Source organism: Verrucomicrobium sp. BvORR106 (assembly GCF_000739655.1).
In the GTDB taxonomy this organism is placed as follows: domain Bacteria; phylum Verrucomicrobiota; class Verrucomicrobiia; order Verrucomicrobiales; family Verrucomicrobiaceae; genus Verrucomicrobium.
The window spans coordinates 96,338-114,769 of sequence record NZ_BATR01000118.1 but is presented as its reverse complement, the minus strand read 5'-3'; the positions used below and the strand labels follow the sequence as shown (position 1 = coordinate 114,769).

The following is an 18,432-nucleotide window of genomic DNA, read 5'->3' as shown; positions in this document are numbered from 1 at the left end:
GGATTTTTTGTTGTCGCATCCCCCGGTGCGACAAGCGTAAGTCCTTCATCCGCTAGGAGGCAGGATGGCACCCGCATCTGCTCCCTCACGCTGCTTTGCATTTGCACTCCCCTGCCGACTGCGCTACCTCGCCATGACAATGCTCTACGGTCCTGAGACGACATGAACCTTGCCCTTGATGCCATGGGCGGCGATATAGCCCCGAAGAATCCAATTGGAGGCCTCAAACTCGCCCTCGAGAGTCTCCCTTTGGTGAAGAAATTTTACCTCACCGGTCCGCGGGATGTGATCGAGGCCGAACTCGACCGCCAGGAGGTCGGCCAGCGGGAACGCGTGGAAATCGTGCACTCTACCCAGGTGGTGGAAATGTCTGACTCCGGTCTGGACGCGGTGCGACGGAAAAAGAACTCCTCCATCTCCATGGCGGTGGACCTCGTCAAGCAGGGGCAGTGCCAGGCCGTCGTCAGCGCCGGTCACACTGGAGCCTCAGTCGCAGCCGGCACCCTTATGCTGGGCCGGCTGGACGGTGTGGATTTTCCAGGCATCGCCAGCCCCATGCCGAACGAGCACGGGGTTTGTTATATCCTCGATGCCGGTGCCAATCCCGACGCGACTCCCGGCCATCTGGTGCAGTACGCCATCATGGGCTCCACCTATGCCCAGTACGTGCATGGCAAGGCCGCCCCGGTGGTGGGCCTCATGAACGTGGGTGAGGAGGATTCCAAGGGCAATTCCCTGGCCAAGGAAACCTTCCCGCTGCTGAAGATGGCCCCCGTCAATTTCAAAGGCAATGTGGAAGGGCATGACATCTTCGAAACTGAGCTGGACGTCATCGTCTGCGACGGTTTTACCGGGAATGTCATCCTGAAGAGCTGCGAAGCCACGGCCAAGGCCATGTTCAAATGGCTGAAGCACGAGATCGAAGCCTCCTTCATCCGCAAGATGGGTGCGCTGATGGCCCAGCAGGCCTTCCGCACCGTCAAGCGCAAGGGAAGCTATGAATCCTACGGCGGCAGCCCCCTTCTGGGTGTGCGGGGCGTCGTCATCATCGGCCACGGCTCCAGTTCCCCCACTGCCATCATGAATGCCCTGCGTGTCGGCATGGAAGCCGTCACTCATGAAGTGAATCCTCACATTCAGAACGCCATTACTTCACACGTTTTCGCACATGTCTGACAATTGCCAATGCAGCATCATCGGTACCGGCAGCTACATGCCGGCCCGCGTGCTGACCAACCACGATCTGGAGAAGCTCGTAGAGACCTCCGACGAATGGATCACCACCCGCACGGGGATCAAGGAACGGCGCATCGCCGCTCCAGAAGAAACCACGAGCGACATGGCTGCCGAAGCCGCTCGTCGAGCCCTGCACACCGCTGGCGTCAAGCCTGAGGAAGTGGACCTCATCATCGTTGCCACGGTGACGCCGGACATGTTCTTCCCATCCACTGCCTGCTTTGTGCAGAAAAAGATTGGTGCCACCAACGCGGTGGGTTTCGATATCAGCGCCGCCTGCTCCGGCTTCCTCTACGCGTTGCAGACGGCGCGCCACTTCATCAACGGCGGCCCTCGCAAAACAGCCCTCGTCATTGGAGCGGAAAAGCTCAGCAGTCTGATCAACTGGACTGACCGCAATACTTGCGTGCTGTTTGGCGATGGTGCCGGGGCCGCAGTGCTCCGCTGGGATGACCAGCCCGAAGCCCCCGGACGCGTGATCTCCAGCTTCATGGGTACCGATGGCAATCTGGCCGACCTCCTCAAGGTCCCAGGCGGCGGCACTGCCCTGCCCATCACGGCCGAAAACGTCCATCTGCGGCCCAACACCATTCACATGGAGGGTCGTGAGACCTTCAAGCACGCCGTCACCCGGATGTGCCAGGCGAGTGAGAAGGCGCTCAAAGAAGCGGGACTCACCGCACAGGACGTGAAACTGGTGATTCCCCACCAGGCGAACGCTCGCATCATCTCCGCGATCGCAGAGCGCCTCGGCGTGCCTGAAGAGCGTACCTTCATCAACCTGGACAAGTACGGCAACACCAGCGCCGCGACCATTCCAGTATGTCTTGACGAGGCCAACCGGTCGGGGCGCATTCAGCGGGGAGACATCCTTTTGCTCGTAGCCTTCGGTGGTGGCTTCACTTGGGCCAGCACCGTGATCAAGTGGTAGCCGCAGGGCAGGAGGTTCTCCTGCCCCACCTCACCACCAGCTAATCGCTCGATTCTTCCTGGGCGCCGGTCTCCGGCGCCCTTTCTATTGGAAACACCGGCGGGGCCAGCTTTGCAGGCTCCATGCCACGCCCAGTTTCATGCGGGAGTTCGTGAAACAACTTTCCGTAACTGGAGGAGAACCGGCCCGCATGGGAGAAGCCACACTCCATCGCGACGTCTGACACCAAGCCCGCCTTCCATCGCGCACGGGCGAGCCGCCGATAAGCCATGTTCAGTCCAAAGCACTCCCGCCACCGGTGCGGCGACATGCCAAACATCCGCTTGAACTGTAGCTCCACATTCCGCTCAGTCATGCTCAGCACCCCCGCGAAGTCGCTGCTGGAATAGGGATGGGCGAGATTGGATAGAATAAAGGCCTCCGCACGCTTCACCGTGAGCATGGCCTGCTGGAGTTTCGCCGTCTCAGACGGGGTCGATCGGGCTGACACACCGCCCAGGGCCGCCACAAGGGCGAAGACGAACATGTCTTTGTAGCACTCAACCGCCACCTCGGTGCGCCGCACGAGACGGGTAAAGTCGTCAAAGACCCGGCGGAGCTGCGCCATCGTCTCGGGAAGGGGCCGGTACTTTTTCATCCCATGGCTGGGAAGCTCTACCTCCTCCCCCAGAAACTCCAGCGCCATCGTCTGTAGGTAATCCCGCGTCACTTGAGTAGCCACCCAGTGGGTGTGGCGGTCCGCACGATAGGCCAGTTCGGAATGCTCGGCGAAGACGACGATCTCATCTGATCGCACCTCCGTGCCGTTGATCCAGCAAGGATTAATATGATCTCGAATAAATCCAATGCACAGCCTTCCGTCGCCGAACTCTCCGCGAACCCACGCTTTGAAGCTGTACTTGGCGTGATCCAACAGCACCACCTCATCCTCCCAGTGCTCATGCACCACATCACAGGGATCGCTACCCATGAGGAAGTGCTCCAGCTTGCTCTGCGACAACACGTTCGCGAGCATTTCAGGATCAAACCGATGCAACCGAAGGGTGCGGTAGAGAGTTGTTCCGCCCATCGCGTGGAAAAATATCAAATTTGTCAGTCCTTGTCCATACGACTTTAGCCTAATAAGCGTCTCTAATGCATAAAGGTCTTAAATATCGATTCCTGCTGACTAAAAGAATGGCCCCGTCTCTCACCATTCTTCGTGAAGAGAGGTAGTTCACCAAACACCTCGCGATAGACGGCCGAAAAGCGTCCTGGATGAGAGAAGCCGCAGGAGGCCGCAATTTCTGCGACCACCCCTGGCTTCACCCCCGCATTCCCGAGTCGTCGATGAGCGATGTTCAGCCCCATATACTGACGCCATTTCTTCGGACTCATCCCGAAGATCTTCTTGAACTGCAGCTCCAGGCTGCGTTCTGAAAGCCCCACCGCCCGTGCGAACTCATGGCTGGAGTAACTCTCAGCCAAGTGAGCCGCCAGATAGAGCTCAGCCAGCTTCACCTTCTGAAGCGCCTGGGAGCCTCGTCCCCCTTCGTCTTTAGAAACCTGACGCTTCCCACCCAAGATCGCCCGTGAAATGGCCGCCAGAAGCATCGACACTCCTTGATCTGCCAGATCCCCGCCCTTCCCCAGCAGATAGGTGCATAAGTCAAAGCAGACACCTACGTCCACACGTCCCTCCGCACCGGAATAAAGTGAGACACCCCCTGACTCAAGGGAGGGCCATCTTGCACTGTTTCCTACAACCTCGCGGAAGTGCTTTTCCAGGCACGAACGAGGCACTTGAATGAGGGCCCACCGCGTCTGCGGATAGAGCCGACATGCCAGCTCGCACTTCTCCGTGTACACCTGCAGTACCTGGTCATCCACCGATGAACCATTGATCCACGCCGCCTTCGACGCAGACTCGAAGTAACCGATGCAGACCCGGTCCGCGCGGAAAGTCCCACGAATCCATTCGCCAAATTCACCACACATCACATCCAGCACAATTCCGCCGTACTGCCAGTGCTCTTGAGAGTGATCACAGGATTTTCCCTCCAGCAAATAATGCTCAAAGGCGCCCTGAGTCATGGCATCAGCCAGAAAAGACGGACAGAACTGATTCAACCGGGTGCACCGGTAGGAATATGGCGTCTTCATAACCCACATCTTGCGGGCAACTGCTGAGAGTTGTTTCCCAAGCGATTGCTGAAACATCGGGGCATGCCGCTCTCAGATGAAGCAACCGGATGACGGGATCCTTCGAGCGATGACCTCCAGAATGAAATAAGTCAGCCCCGCTTCTCCGTCATCGGAAAACAGCATTCTCCCCTGCTATTTTCGGAATTTGGCTAGAATTTCCGCTTATCGTTTTGTTACACTGCATGCGCATCCAATATAGCTCCCGGCAATCAGCCGGAAGCCGCCCTGCTTTCCCCCACCCTGACTACAACACACTGGGCTGAGAAGAGAGCCAGAGTCGTGCCCTGCCAACATGGCAAGCATGAGCCAAGCAAAGAACCTAAAAACAATGAAGCAACCTATGAAACTCAAGACCTCAACTCTCACCCTTCTCGCGACCATCGCCCTTGCCTCTGGGCACGCCTTGGCCGGACCCGTCTCCTACAGTGGAAAAGGAACCGTCGAACCTCCCATCACCCCTCCCCCTCCGGCCGGATTCTGGTATGGTCAGATTCATGGCGGCGTGTCCTGGTTGGAGGACGTCGAGGCGGAAGGTGCCAGCCTCAGCTTCGATGCCGGATGGGCCGTCAGTGGCGCAGTAGGCTACGAGTGGGCCTCTGGATTTGCCCTCGAACTGGAGGTCGGTTATCTGCAATCAGATACCGGCGACTTCCACTACCGCGGCCATGACCTCGGTGTGGATGCTGACTTCCGTCAGGTGCCCATTCTCTTCAGCGGGCTGTACCGCATCAAGTTCACTGACCGGTTGTCCCTGCAACTGGGTGCGGGGGCAGGCATCGCCTGGAGTGAGGTGGACGGCAATTCCGTAGAAGGCATCCCAGTGGGATTCCTTGAAGATGATTGGAACTTTGCCTTCCAGGCCAAGGCAGTGCTGGCATACGCCATCACGGAGACCATCAACCTCGATCTCTCCTACCGCTTCCTCTACAATGTGGACGCCTTCGCTGGTGCGGACGATGGCATTGCCAACATCCTCGGCGCAGGGTTGACCTTCAAGTTCTAGGCCAAAATGGTTTTTTCGACTCCACCTCGGCTGGCCCCAATCAAAATTTCGGAGCTGGCCGGGGACGGAGCATCTCACGCCATGAGCATCTCCAAGAGGTTGTTAACGAGCGCATTCCCAGATCAAGACGAGAATCCCCTGCACAAAATATTCACCTGCCTTTTTCGGAAATTGGATAGATGCGCTCAAGGGCATGTGCTAATATCACCACACTTTCGATAACCCGCCTTTATTCCAGAGCCCTCAGGATCAGGGGTCGAGGCGCAGGATCTGAATGTAGAACACGGTTTGGCAGAAGCTGGAACTGACTCTCATCTCCACCATGAAATCCGCCCTCCTCCCTATATTGTCATTGGTCTTTGCGACCTCTTGGACTGCATTTGCCGGCACTCCTACGGCGTCGGAAAAGTCCGTCATCATTCCTCCGACTCCCCCCGCACAAGACGACTGGTACTTTACCGTGGCGGCTTATCTCTGGACTTCGGCGGTGGATGGCACCACCGGAGTTGGCCCCACGTCCATCAGTGCGGACACCAGCATCTCCGACGTCGTCGATGAACTCGACTTTGGCTACATGGGGTACTTTGAACTCGGCAAGGGCCGGTGGAGCCTGGGAGTGGATGCCATCTATGCGGAGCTCTCAGACGGCAGCAGCTTTGCCGTGGGCCCGGTGAACGGCAGCGCCGACTTCGAGCAACAGCAGGCCTGGATCACTGCCCGCCTACTGTACACCGTGAGCAAGACGGACCGCCACAAGTTCGACGTCTTTGTTGGATTCCGCTGGACCTATTTTGATATCGACATCGATATCAACACGAACCTCGGTCCCGGCGTGACGTTGGGGCTTACCAGGGACTGGTTTGACCCCATTGTTGGCTTCCGTTCCATCTGCGATCTCAATGACAAATGGTTTGTCCAGGTCATGGGCGATATCGGCGGCTTCGGTGTCGAGTCTGACCTTACCTGGCAGGCGTTGGCTGGATTCGGCTATCGCTTCACTCCCAAGCTTAACGGCCTGATCGGCTACCGCGCCCTCGGAGTGGACTACGACAAGGATGGGTTCAAGCTGGATACCACCTCCTACGGCCCCATCGTCGGACTATCCTACACCTTCTAGGCTCTTATTGATCCGGGCCTCAGTCAGCATTGACAGCAATGTCAGTGCAATTCGCTGAGACCCGGACTCATCTTCGCAATCCGCAAATCAAGTCAAGTTAAGATCCTGAGTCTCCCCCAGAGGAATCGTCCATAGCACCCAAGGTCCGGGCCGCTCCGTTCAGGCTACCCCTCGCCCCCACCCCCTCCGGAAGGGGTTGTTGGCCTCATTTCGTTGGCTCCTATAACCCCTTTCCCAACCCCTTTGATCCATGAAGCCCTCCCCGCTCCTCTGTTTTCTGTTTTCAGTTCTGTCGGCTACCCCTGTCGCAATTGGCCAGGAAGCCGCTGCGCCAGCAACTCCTCTCCCCATCCCGGACGCCAGAGCCCTGGATATCGTTTCAAGAGCCTCAGAGTACCTGGCTGCCTCCAAGCAGTTCTCGACGAGCATTGACCTCTCGCAGGATCTTGTGAATGGAAAGGGCAGCAAGGTCCAGTTCACCAAGCAGGTGGACGTGAAGCTGCGGCGCCCCAATCGGTTGCAGGTGGACATCTCCACCACCGAGCCCAAGCGCAGCTTCTGGTACGACGGGAAGAGCGTGACTCTGCTGGATCACCGTGAGAGGTATTACGGCACCAGCCCGGCACCGGACCAGATTGATGCCATGATCGACCACCTGGAAGAGGCGTTGGGCGTGGTCTTTCCTCTGGACGACCTGCTCCTCACCAAACCTCTGGTAGTGCCTGCCGCGGCGGCCAAGACTGCCTCGTACCTGGGCAAGGAGCGCATCCTTGGAAAGACCTGCCACCACGTCGCTTTCCAGCATGACGCGATCGACTGGCAGGCCTGGGTGGAAGACGGTCCCAAGCCTTTGCTACGCAAGGTCATCATCACCTTCAAGCTTGATGAGGGCAGCCCCCAGATCACTGCGCACCTGACCAATTGGGACCTCAGCACGAAGCTGCCCGACTTTGTCTTCAACTTCGATCCTCCGACTGGAGCCACCAAGATCAATTTCCTCCCGGCAGAGAAGGCCAAGGCCGCCGCCACTCCAGGGGATGCTGCGAAAAAGGAAACAACTTCAAAATAATTCCAGACTGCGTCATTCCATGAAACCCGCTTCTTTTTCCCGTTCCAAGGGCATCCCGCTTTTCGCCACCATTGTCGGCGTCACCGTCCTGAGCACCCCTTCGGCGCGCTCAGACTGGCATGGCCATGCCAGCATCCACCGCTCAGCCAACGTGGATGTCCACGGCTGGCGCGGAGGCAATGTGGACATCCACCGCGATGTGCATCGCGACGTGGACGTCCATCGTGACTACGATTGGGATCACCATGATCACTTCTGGGGCGGGGTGGCCGTGGGTGCCGCCGCCACCATCGTTACCGGCGCCATTGTCCACTCCCTGCCTCCTGTTCACAGCACCGTCGTAGTGGCCAACACGCCCTACTACTATTCCTCAGGGGTCTACTACCAGACGGCACCTGCCGGAGGCTATGTCGCCGTCGCCGCTCCGGTGGGCGCCATCCTTGCCGCCCTCCCTCCAGGCTCAGTCCCCGTCCTGTTTGGAGGCCAGACCTTCTTCTACAACAACGGCTCCTACTATGTCCAACAGGGTTCCACTTTCGTGGTTCAGCCCACACCCATAGGCGTCATCGTTCCCGCCCTGCCGCCCGGCGCGACGGCAAGCGTCATCAACGGCCAGACTTATTTCCTCCACCAGGGGGTCTATTACCAACCGGTCTTCCAAAATGGAGTCACGGTGTACACCACGGTGAAGATCTGAATTCAGCCCCTTCTCTGGCCATGCCCCCCTCCTCCACTCTGCGCCTCGCATGGAGCGCCCTTGCCGCACTTGCCCCCTTGATGGCGGGTGCGCAATCGCCCGTGCAGCCAACGCCGTTTGAATCCCCGCCGGTCCTGGATGCGGGCACCATCTTGCAGCCCCAGTACGTGCAAGGGCCCTATCACACCGTCAGACCTCAGGTACCCACCTTTGCCGGAAGGAACGCCTACACCCTCGACTCCGAGTTCGGCACCTTCTACGCCACGGGCAATTCCGAGCTCGTCATCCGCATCGCCGAGATCAACGCCATTGCCCAACTCCAGACGATCTCCAAATCGGACGAGTACGCCAAGGCGCTGGAGAAGGCCGCCAAGAGCCCGGTGAACTTCGCCAAGAATCTCGCCACCCACCCGGTAGAGACCATCTCTGGCGTGCCCAAAGGGATCTTCAAGTTCATCAACCGTACCGGCCAGGCGGTGAAGGAGGCCACCGAAGACCGCCCGCACAGTCCCTACGAGGACAGCAAGGTCCAGGGTGCCATCGGCTTCTCCAAGGCCAAGCGCGACCTTGCATCGCGGCTGGGCGTGGATCCCTATTCCGCAAACCCGGTGTTCCAGAAGGCCCTCAATGGAGTCGCCTGGGCCTCCTACGGTGGCAACATGACCCTCACGGCCGCGCTGGCTCCTGTCGGCGGCGGTGCCGGTACCGCCATCACCACCGTGCAGGTCAGTGACACGGCCATCAATGCCATCCGCGACAGCAGTCCCAATGACCTTCGTCGCGCTCACGCGGAGACGCTGGCGAGGATCGGCATTCCGGATGCCCTCGCCACGGCCTTTCTGAACAATCCCTCCTACTCCCCCACCCGGCAGGCAGAGCTCGTCCTGGCGCTGCAGCAACTGAACGGCGTGGCGGGCCGTGATGGTTTTCTCGATGCCGCGACCACCGCAGACGATGAGGCAAATGCCTTCTTCTACCAGCGCAGCGCGCATCTCATGGCGCAGATCCATTCCGGCACCCCGCTGGCCACCATCTACACCTCCCAGGACCTGCCCGTGTGTCATGCCAAAGACGGCACCGTCATCGTGCCGCTGGAGTGGGACTATGCGTCCTGGACGCAGAATGCAGCCAACTTTCTGGAGCACCTAAGGACGGCCAACTTCCGCGGCGCTCCGGTCACCGGGCACCGCTTGGTGATCACCGGCGTGGCCTCACCCCGTGTACGGGAGGAGCTCGCCCGGCAGCAGGTCGCCCTTGTGGAAAAGGCACTGCCCAGTCCGCTCCGCTGACTCCCCCAACGCATCAACCGGCCCATCCACCTCCCCCGTCATGTCCCTCCATCCCTATACCACTCTGCCGGTTGTTGCAGCCCTCTCTCTGGCAACGAGCAGTCTCTGGGCTGCCCAACCTGAGGCCGCCCCTGTCCCTGACGGCTCCATTCAGTCGTCCTTGGCGACCTCTCACGAAGATGGTGACATGGGAGACATTGCCACGAAACTGAATGACCCCACGGCTTCGCTCATCAGCCTGCCATTTCAGAACAACTTCGACTGGGGCGGAGGGCCGAATGGTGATGGCTTTCAATACAAGCTCAACATTCAGCCCGTCATCCCCATTGAGCTGAATGATGACTGGAAGATCATCTGGCGCACCATCCTGCCCTTCATCACCCAGAAGGACGTGATCGGCACCACCGATCAGACGGGACTGGGTGATCTGAACACGACCATCTGGCTGGCCCCGCAGAAGAAGCACGAAGGGCAGCCCACGATTGGCATTGGTCCCATCCTTCAATTTCCCACTGCCACAGACGACCTGCTGGGCACTGAGAAGTGGGCCATTGGTCCTTCGTTCATTTTTGTTCACCAGTCCCATGGCTGGACGGCCGGTATCCTCGCCAATCACCTTTGGTCCGTAGCGGGAGATAATGACCGCCAGGAACTCAGTGTCACCTTCCTGCAGCCTTTCCTGAGCTACACCACGCCTAAGCACACCACGCTCGGCTTCAATCTCGAGTCCGGCTACGACTGGGAGAACGAGCAATGGACCGTCCCCATCAATGTCTTCATCACCCAACTCGTGAAGATCGGCAGACTGCCCGTCAGCTTTCAACTAGGCGGCCGCTACTACGCCGAGGCCCCCGAAGAGGGACCTGAGTGGGGCCTCCGCTTCTCCGCCACTGTCGTGCTGCCGGAGTGACATCAATCGTGCCCTCCCCTGCCATTTCCATGCACTGCTCTGCTTCATCCAGCCCGCGCCGCCTGACATCACTCAGGGAAGCGCTGCATGGTCATCTTCCTGTTCGCCAGTTGGGCCTGGCGAAAGCGATCCAAACTGGGTCGCCCAATGGCCTCATCCCCATGAAGCCTGCCCAACCAACGCTGACAAATGTATTACAGCATGAAAGCCAAATCTATAGTCATGGCTGCTCTCTGTGGTCTGCTCGCCACGGCAGCAGCCCACGCAGCTGACAAGAAACCTAACATCCTCGTGATCTGGGGAGACGACATCGGGACCTGGAACACCAGCTTCTGGAGTCGCGGCATGATGGGATATCAAACGCCGAACATCGACCGCATCGCAAAGGAGGGCGTGGCCTTCACCGACTACTACGGCCAACAGAGCTGCACTGCTGGCCGCGCTGCTTTCATCGGCGGGAACGTACCGGTGCGCACCGGCATGACCAAGGTAGGCATGCCCGGCGCGAAGGAGGGCTGGCAGAAGACTGATGTGACGATGGCCACCGTGCTGAAGTCACAAGGTTATGCCACCGGCCAGTTCGGAAAGAACCATCAGGGCGACCGTGACGAGCATCTGCCCACCCAGCACGGCTTTGATGAGTTCATGGGCAACCTCTACCACCTCAACGCTGAGGAGGAGCCAGAGCATGAAGACTATCCCGGTGACATGACGATGGCGGATGGCAAGACCTTCCGGCAAAAGTTCGGTCCACGTGGCGTGCTGAAATGCACCGCTGATGGCAAGATCGAGGACACCGGCCCGCTGACTCGCAAGCGCATGGAGACTGTGGACGACGAGACACTCGCCGCAGCCAAGGATTTCATACAGAGGCAGACCAAAGCGAGCAAACCCTTCTTTGTCTGGTACAACACCACTCGCATGCACTTCCGCACGCACGTGAGAAAGGAGCATCGTCACAAGGGCAATGATGAATACACCGACGGCATGATCGAGCACGACGCCATGGTCGGCGATATCCTGAAGTTTCTCGACGACAACAATCTCACTGAGAACACCCTTGTAGTTTATTCGACTGACAACGCGCCACACTACAATACGTGGCCGGATGGCGGCACCGTACCGTTCCGCAGTGAGAAGAACTCGAACTGGGAAGGCGCCTATCGCGTGCCCTGCTATGTGCGCTGGCCAGGCCACATCCCCGCAGGCACGGTGCTCAATGGCATTGTCTCCCATGAAGACTGGCTCCCCACTTTTGCGGCGATCGCTGGCGCACCAGACATCAAGGAAAAACTCGCAGCGGGCGTCGAGTTGAACGGACGCAAGTATCGCAACTACATCGATGGCCACAATCAGCTCGACTACATCACCGGAAAAACCAAGGAGTCGCCTCGCCGGGAGTTCATGTATGTGAACGATGACGGTCAGATTGTCGCCATCCGCTACGATGCGTGGAAGGCGGTGTTTCTCGAAAACCGGGGCCACGCCTTTGAAGTCTGGCGCGAGCCCTTCATCGAGCTGCGTGTGCCCCTGCTCTTCAATCTGGAGCGGGATCCTTTCGAGAAAGCCCAGCACAACGCGAACACCTACAACGATTGGTTCCTTGATCGTGTCTATCTTCTGGTGCCCATGCAGGTGTTTGCAGGCAACTTCCTGAAAACCATGGTGGACTACCCGCCCAGCCAATCACCCGGCTCATTCAATCTCGAGAAGGTCCAGAAGCAAATCGAGGCCTCAATGGGCGGCAAGTAACGGCCACCGTCACCGCGTGGTGCCTCGCCAGAGGTGCCACGCACAAACCATCTCACGCACTGCCTCCCGAGCCTATCCGAGCACGGGAGAAAAATGTGTTTATGAAAAACCCCCGATCACGACTCCAGCTTGCTCTCATGGCCATGGCCCTGTGTGTGGGCATGCTTGATTCCTTGGGGGCTGATCCAGATACATCCACCCACGACCTCGCCAAGGAACTGAAGAACCCGGTCAGCAGCCTCACGTTGCTCCCCTTTCAGTTCAATGTGGAGGTCGGCTCCGGGGAAGGACACCCTGTGGGCACCACGCTAAACATCGAACCCGTCGTGCCCATCAACCTCAACGAGGACTGGCGCATCATCACCCGAGTCGTCGCTCCCGTTGTGTACCAGGAGTCCTCCATCCCTAGGCTGGACGATACCTTTGGACTGAGTGATATGGAGCTGAGTCTGTTCCTCGCCCCGGTCAAGAAGAGCGAGGACAGCTTGGTCTGGGGTGTGGGCCCCATTATCGAGTTCCCCACCACCACCGATCCCCTCCTTGGGCCAGAGAAGTGGGGCATCGGACCTACCGCAGTGCTGGTCAAGCAAATGGGCTGCTGGACGTTCGGCCTCCTCGTGAATCACCTCTGGTCGGTGGGCGGCGCTGGACTAAGAGACGTGAACGCCACCTTCATCGACCCCTGGATGAGCTATACCTGGCCCAGCGGTTTTGCCTTGAACCTGGAGAGTGAAATCACCTACGACTGGGAAGACTCTCAAGCCACGGTGCCCATCCGCGCGGGCGTCAGCCAGCTCGTCACTCTCGGCAGCCAGCCCGTTCAGTTCAATCTCGATGGTCTTTACTTCTTCGAGCATGCCCCAGAAGGCCCCGAGTGGGGCATGAGCTTCACGGTCACCTTTGTCTTCTAGGAACTGGATCCACGCAATACGCACTCCTTCTATGAAAAGCATCTCGCACGGGCTGAACCTGCTTGTCATCGCTGCCACCGCTTTGGCCCTCCACCCTGTGGCTTCCGCCGAGGATCTCTCTGCGGAAGAAATCCAGAAGCGCGCCATCCACCGCCGCGGGGTCGAGGCAGTCATTTGGGGTATTCCAGCAGTGAACTATGAGCGCATGCTCCAGGCCACCATCGCCAACGGCGGGCAACTCAACCAGGTCGTGTACTGGTCGCGCCCAGTAAACTCCAAGAACCAGACACTCACGCCCAATCCAGATACCATCTACCTCAATCCATTTTACGACACCTCGAAAGGTCCGGTAGTCGTGGAGATCCCCCCAGCCGATGCAGACCATGTCATCGTAGGCAGCTTTGACGTCGCATGGCAGAACGCGCTCGCAGACGTGGGCCCCGCCGGCGAGGACAAAGGCAAGGGTGCCAAGTATCTGCTCCTGCCGCCGGGCTACAAGGAGAACCCACCCGAGGGATACATCGTACTGCAATCCGAGACGTATCGCGGCTTCGTGATCCTGCGGTCGAACTTCAAGAGCCGCAGCGATGCCGACATCAAGTCCGCCGTGAATCATGGTAAGAAGGTGAGAGTTTACCCGCTGGGCGGCAATCCTGACTCGACCGTCTTCGTGGATGCGTATGACAAGGCATTCGACGCGACGATTCCCTATGACGCGACATTCTTCGAACACCTCAACCGATTCGTCCAGGCAGAGCCGTGGCTCACGCGGGACAAAGTGATGATCGACTCGCTGAAGACCATCGGCATCGAAAAAGGCAAGGTGTTTAGACCCGACGCCAAGACGAAAGAGATCCTGGAGAGTGCAGCGCGTGAAGCTCACGCAGTGATCGCGTTGAAGTATGAGAACGGATTCGTTCCTCCATTCTTCGATGGGACGCACTGGTCCGTGCCGGTCCCACCAGAAACAAGGGACGGGCTGGGCAACAAGTTCGCCGACCCGAATGAGTACGGACTGGACGGTCGCGCGGTGATGTATCACATGGCCTACTTCAGCCCCAAGGTCCTTGGTGCGGGACAGTTCTATCTCATGAACCCCTTCGACCACGCGGGGAAGGCGCTGGAGGGAGACAAGACCTACCGCCTGACAGTACCGCCGAATGCGCCTATCGAGCAATACTGGTCGGTGACGGCTTACGACCGCGAGACGCATGCTCTGATTGTCGGCATGTCACGCCCGAGCCTCGCTTCGAACGACACGTCGGTGCGGAAGAATGCGGACGGCTCGGTGGACGTCTATTTCGGTCCCTCCGCCCCTGTAGGAAAAGAATCGAACTGGGTGCCCACGGACCCGAAGAGACAGTTCGAACTGCTGTTCCGCCTCTACGCCCCGAAGAAGGAGCTCTTCGAGAAGGCATGGAAGCTCCCGGATGTGGAGAAGGTCGAGTGAGTCCTCGTGCTGTCCCATTTTCACACATCGTAGAACCTCCCCACGCTATCTATGTTAACCTCTCTTATTCATCACGCATTCAAGGCGTTGTTTGCCGTGCTGCTGGCACTTCTTGTGTCTGACACGGCACATGCCCGTGGTCCTGCTACGCTCGATGAAGTTCGGGCCATCGCAAAAGTGGCCTACATCTACGGCTTCCCACTGGTGGATAACTATCGAATCCAGCACTCCTACTTCATCGACAAGGGTGGCAAGGAGTACAAGGCGGACTGGAACACACTGGTGAATAATGCACGAGTCTACACGCCTGAGGACAAGGCCATCCAAACACCAAACTCGGACACCCCGTATTCCTACGTCGGCGCCGACCTGCGTGCCGAGCCGCTCGTTTTCACCGTGCCAGAGGTGGAGAAGGGACGCTACTATTCCCTGCAATTCATTGACCAGTACACCTTCAATTTCGCCTACGTCGGCAGTCGGGCGACTGGCAATGAGGCGGGTAGCTACCTACTAGCCGGCCCCGGCTGGAAAGGTGCCAAGCCCGCGGGAATCAAGTCCGTGATTCCCTGCGAGACCGAGTATGCCTTCATTTTGTATCGCACCCAGCTCTTCAATCCTGAAGACATTGAAGCCGTCAAAAAGATCCAAGCTGGCTACAAAGTCCAACCTCTCTCTCAATTCCTCAATCAGCCGGCTCCTCCCCCTCCGACAAAGGTGGACTTCATCACACCTCTCACTCCGGAGGCACAAAAGACCTCGGTGGAGTTCTTCAAGGTGCTGGATTTCGTTTTGCGATTCTGTCCCGAGCACCCCTCGGAGCAAAAGCTGCGCGCCGAGTTCGCCCGCGTTGGACTCGGCACGAGCACACCGTTCAGCCAGGACACATTGAAGCCAGAGGTGCGGAAAGCGATGGAAGATGGCATCGCAGACGCGTGGGCCGCCTTCAAAGAGTACAAGGAAACTCAGATCGATACCGGAAAACGGTCCAGCGCAGACTCCTTTGGCACGCGCGAGTTTTTGGACGGTCGTTACATCGATCGCATGTCCGCCGCCGTGCTGGGCATCTACGGCAACTCCAAGGATGAAGCGATCTACCCCGCCTACTTCATCGATACCGACAAGAACAAACTGGATGGTGCCCATGACTACACCTTGCGGTTTGCTCCGGGTCAGCTGCCACCCGTGCATGCGTTCTGGTCACTCACTCTGTACGAGCTCCCCGCCAGCCTGCTCTCTGCAAATGCTCTGAACCGCTATCTCATCAATACGCCGATGCTTCCCTCCCTGAAGAAGGACGAGGATGGCGGCATCACCCTCTACATCCAACACAAGTCCCCGGGCAAGGACAAGGAGCCCAACTGGCTTCCCGCCCCCAAGGGCTCCTTCTTCATGGCCATGCGCCTCTACTGGCCCAAGCCAGAGGCCCTGAAGGGCGAGTGGAGGGCTCCGGCCCTGAAGAAGAAGGACTAAAATCCAAGCAAAAAAGTCGCCAATGAAACACCCACATGCATTGCACGTTATCGGCACACTGTTCGCCGTCTTTACAGCCATCGCAGCTGCTGCAGACACCGTTCCCGTGACCGTGGACAACTTTGTCCGGGCCGAGTCTGACTTGTACTTCAGCAACCTCCTCAAAGACAGCGGCGGAGCGCTTGGCAAATTCAACCACCGTCGCGAGCCGGCGTCTATCGAGAAACAGACTATCATCCGGCTGAACCGTGACACACTCTATTCCTCAGCCTTGGTCGACCTCGATGCGGGCCCCGTGACCGTCACGCTGCCGGACGCAGGGAAACGCTTCCGGTCCCTCATGGTGGTGAATCAAGACCACTATGTGCCGGACGTCAGCTATGAGTCCGGGACCTACAAGCTGGACAAGGACAAGGCTGGCACACGCTACGCCGTGATAGGCATTCGCACGCTGGTGGACCCCGCAGATCCAAAGGACATCGCGGCCGTACACGCCCTTCAGGATGGCCTGAAAATCGAACAGCCAGGTGGTCCGGGCAAGTTCGAAGTGCCCCAGTGGGATCCCGTGAGCCAGAAGAAGGTGCGTGAAGCGCTGCTGGTGCTGAGCTCCACCATGCCTGACTTTAAGAACGCCTTCGGCACGAAGGCGACGGTGGATCCCGTTCGCCATCTCGTGGCCAGCGCCGCCGCCTGGGGCGGCAATCCCGACAAGGATGCTGTCTATCTCAATGTGACCCCAAAACAGAATGACGGCACAACGGCGTACAAGCTTGTCGTCAAGGATGTACCGGTGGACGCCTTCTGGTCAGTGAGTGTGTACAACGCTGAAGGTTACTACGAGAAAAACGAGCACAACGCCTATACGATAAACAGCCTCACCGGCAAAAAGGGCTCAGACGGTTCCATAACCATCCAGTTCGGCGGGTACGATGGCAAGACACCCAACTGCATCCCCATCACCAAGGGATGGAACTACACGGTGCGCCTCTATCGCCCGCGCAAAGAGATCCTTGATGGCACCTGGACCTTCCCCGCTCCGGAACCGGTGAAGTAAATGCCCCACTTCTATCCCCCCCTCTTATGGCAACCCTGTATTTGCTTTCACTCGCGGCATCCCTCCTTGGCAGCCCTACAGCCCCTCTGGAAGGTGCCAGCTTCACCACGCCTGCCTACCATCACGGGATCCCGAACACCGTGACCGGGCTACAGCGCGATCTTACTCATGCGCCGGTGTTCAGACTGCTCTACGGCGCCCCTGGGAACGCGGCGGTTCGAGTCGAGCACTTCCTCCACTTTTACAGCCCCATCAAATCACAGTCGGAGGATCACCGCGATGCCTCCCGCTACTTCAGGCTCCTGAGAACCTGCTGAAGTCAATCAGACGCTGTTTCCTGAACCGCATCTAGTTCCGCCCTCCACCAAGTCCATCACCTCATGAAGCCTCTGATCCTCCTCCTTGCCCTGGCGGCAAGCGCCCCTCATTTGCTTGCCGATGAGCTTCTCCCCTCCTGGAAAGACACCGGGCCCAAGAAGGCGATCCTGGCCTTTGTGGAAAAGGTGACCAAGGAGGGATCAGCCAACTTTGTGCCCGTGCCCGAACGGATCGCCGTCTTCGACAATGACGGCACCCTCTGGGCAGAGCAACCCCTCTATTTCCAGGCCTTCTTTGTCTTTGACCGCATCAAGGCCCTGGCGCCGCAGCACCCGGAATGGCAGACGCAGGAACCCTTTGCCTCAGTACTGAAGAATGACCTTAAGGGCGTCGCGGCAGCGGGCGAGAAGGGCCTGCTGGCCACCATGGCCGCCACCCACACCGGCATGACCACGGAGGAGTTCAGCCAGACGGTCACGGACTGGATCACTACGGCCAAACATCCCAAATCCGGAAAGCTGTACACGGAGATGACCTATCAGCCCATGCTGGAACTCCTCACCTACCTGCGGGCCAACGGGTTCAAGACCTTCATCGTCTCAGGCGGTGGCATCGAGTTCATGCGCCCATGGACGGAGCGAGTCTATGGCATTCCGCCAGAGCAGGTCGTGGGCTCAAGTGGCAAACTCAAGTACGAGATCCGCGATGGCAAACCTGTCTTGCTGAAACTCCCAGAGATCGAGTTGATCGACGACAAGGAGGGCAAACCAGCGGGTATACAGAGCCACATCGGTCGTCGTCCGCTCATGGCGTTCGGCAACTCAGACGGCGATCTGCAGATGCTACAGTGGACCACGGCAGGTGCAGGATTGCGCTTTGCCCTGCTCGTCCACCACACCGACGCTGATCGCGAGTGGGCCTATGACCGGCAGTCCCACATCGGCAAGCTGGACAAGGCTCTGGACGAAGCCAGTGCCAAGGGCTGGACGGTGGTCAGCATGAAGGACGACTGGGCCACCATTTATCCGGGCGAAAATTGAG

The 18,432-nt window shown here is 58.7% G+C and carries 17 protein-coding genes; 15 read left to right on the top strand and 2 right to left on the bottom strand.

Features of this window, described 5'->3' with window-relative positions; all coding sequences use genetic code 11:
* Positions 1 to 162: 162 nt before the first annotated feature.
* Positions 163 to 1,176, top strand: coding sequence for a phosphate acyltransferase PlsX (gene plsX / locus BV106_RS21960; protein WP_038168278.1), 1,014 nt, complete (start codon positions 163 to 165; stop codon positions 1,174 to 1,176).
* Entirely contained in the window at positions 1,169 to 2,167 is a 999-nt protein-coding gene (locus BV106_RS21955) for a beta-ketoacyl-ACP synthase III (protein ID WP_038168277.1), read from the top strand. Before plsX ends, BV106_RS21955 begins: the two co-directional genes overlap by 8 nt.
* 40 nt (positions 2,168 to 2,207) lie before the next feature.
* Here the strand turns inward: BV106_RS21955 and BV106_RS21950 are convergent, their stop codons facing one another.
* Together BV106_RS21950 and BV106_RS21945 are read right to left on the bottom strand one after the other, a co-directional pair.
* Entirely contained in the window at positions 2,208 to 3,236 is a 1,029-nt protein-coding gene (locus BV106_RS21950; RefSeq protein ID WP_038168274.1) for an AraC family transcriptional regulator, read from the bottom strand.
* Between the two features lie 62 nt (positions 3,237 to 3,298).
* Positions 3,299 to 4,240 (bottom strand): helix-turn-helix domain-containing protein, encoded by a 942-nt coding sequence (locus tag BV106_RS21945; RefSeq protein ID WP_265595941.1) that lies wholly within the window; start codon positions 4,238 to 4,240, stop codon positions 3,299 to 3,301.
* Positions 4,241 to 4,691: 451 nt separating this feature from the next.
* Between BV106_RS21945 and BV106_RS21940 the strand changes: the two genes are divergently transcribed.
* From BV106_RS21940 to BV106_RS21880, 13 genes are all read left to right on the top strand, one after another.
* Positions 4,692 to 5,354, top strand: coding sequence for an outer membrane beta-barrel protein (locus BV106_RS21940; RefSeq protein ID WP_038168269.1), 663 nt, complete (start codon positions 4,692 to 4,694; stop codon positions 5,352 to 5,354).
* A 322-nt stretch (positions 5,355 to 5,676) separates the two neighbouring features.
* Positions 5,677 to 6,471 carry a hypothetical protein gene (locus BV106_RS21935; protein WP_265595940.1) on the top strand — a complete coding sequence of 265 codons (795 nt, stop codon included), beginning with the start codon at positions 5,677 to 5,679 and terminating at the stop codon, positions 6,469 to 6,471.
* Between the two features lie 250 nt (positions 6,472 to 6,721).
* Positions 6,722 to 7,540: a DUF2092 domain-containing protein gene (locus BV106_RS21930; RefSeq protein WP_038168265.1), complete on the top strand. Its 819-nt coding sequence runs from the start codon at positions 6,722 to 6,724 to the stop codon at positions 7,538 to 7,540.
* A 19-nt stretch (positions 7,541 to 7,559) separates the two neighbouring features.
* On the top strand, positions 7,560 to 8,237 hold the full coding sequence (locus BV106_RS36040; protein ID WP_051946169.1) for a DUF6515 family protein: 678 nt from the start codon (positions 7,560 to 7,562) through the stop codon (positions 8,235 to 8,237).
* A gap of 20 nt (positions 8,238 to 8,257) precedes the next feature.
* Positions 8,258 to 9,526, top strand: a complete 1,269-nt coding sequence (locus BV106_RS21920) for a hypothetical protein (RefSeq protein ID WP_038168263.1) — start codon at positions 8,258 to 8,260, stop codon at positions 9,524 to 9,526.
* Positions 9,527 to 9,566: 40 nt separating this feature from the next.
* Complete coding sequence (locus BV106_RS21915) at positions 9,567 to 10,436, top strand: transporter (RefSeq protein ID WP_081892099.1); 870 nt, start codon at positions 9,567 to 9,569, stop codon at positions 10,434 to 10,436.
* 222 nt (positions 10,437 to 10,658) lie between these two features.
* Positions 10,659 to 12,188: an arylsulfatase gene (locus tag BV106_RS21910; protein WP_265595939.1), complete on the top strand. Its 1,530-nt coding sequence runs from the start codon at positions 10,659 to 10,661 to the stop codon at positions 12,186 to 12,188.
* A gap of 101 nt (positions 12,189 to 12,289) precedes the next feature.
* On the top strand, positions 12,290 to 13,099 hold the full coding sequence (locus BV106_RS21905; protein ID WP_051946168.1) for a hypothetical protein: 810 nt from the start codon (positions 12,290 to 12,292) through the stop codon (positions 13,097 to 13,099).
* Between the two features lie 31 nt (positions 13,100 to 13,130).
* Positions 13,131 to 14,549, top strand: coding sequence for a DUF1254 domain-containing protein (locus BV106_RS21900; protein ID WP_038168258.1), 1,419 nt, complete (start codon positions 13,131 to 13,133; stop codon positions 14,547 to 14,549).
* A 51-nt stretch (positions 14,550 to 14,600) separates the two neighbouring features.
* Positions 14,601 to 16,019, top strand: a complete 1,419-nt coding sequence (locus tag BV106_RS21895) for a DUF1254 domain-containing protein (protein ID WP_038168256.1) — start codon at positions 14,601 to 14,603, stop codon at positions 16,017 to 16,019.
* 22 nt (positions 16,020 to 16,041) lie between these two features.
* Entirely contained in the window at positions 16,042 to 17,073 is a 1,032-nt protein-coding gene (locus BV106_RS21890) for a DUF1254 domain-containing protein (protein WP_038168254.1), read from the top strand.
* 26 nt (positions 17,074 to 17,099) lie between these two features.
* Positions 17,100 to 17,390: a hypothetical protein gene (locus BV106_RS21885; protein ID WP_038168252.1), complete on the top strand. Its 291-nt coding sequence runs from the start codon at positions 17,100 to 17,102 to the stop codon at positions 17,388 to 17,390.
* A 63-nt stretch (positions 17,391 to 17,453) separates the two neighbouring features.
* Positions 17,454 to 18,431 (top strand): HAD family hydrolase, encoded by a 978-nt coding sequence (locus BV106_RS21880; protein ID WP_038168250.1) that lies wholly within the window; start codon positions 17,454 to 17,456, stop codon positions 18,429 to 18,431.
* The last annotated feature ends 1 nt before the right edge of the window (position 18,432 follow it).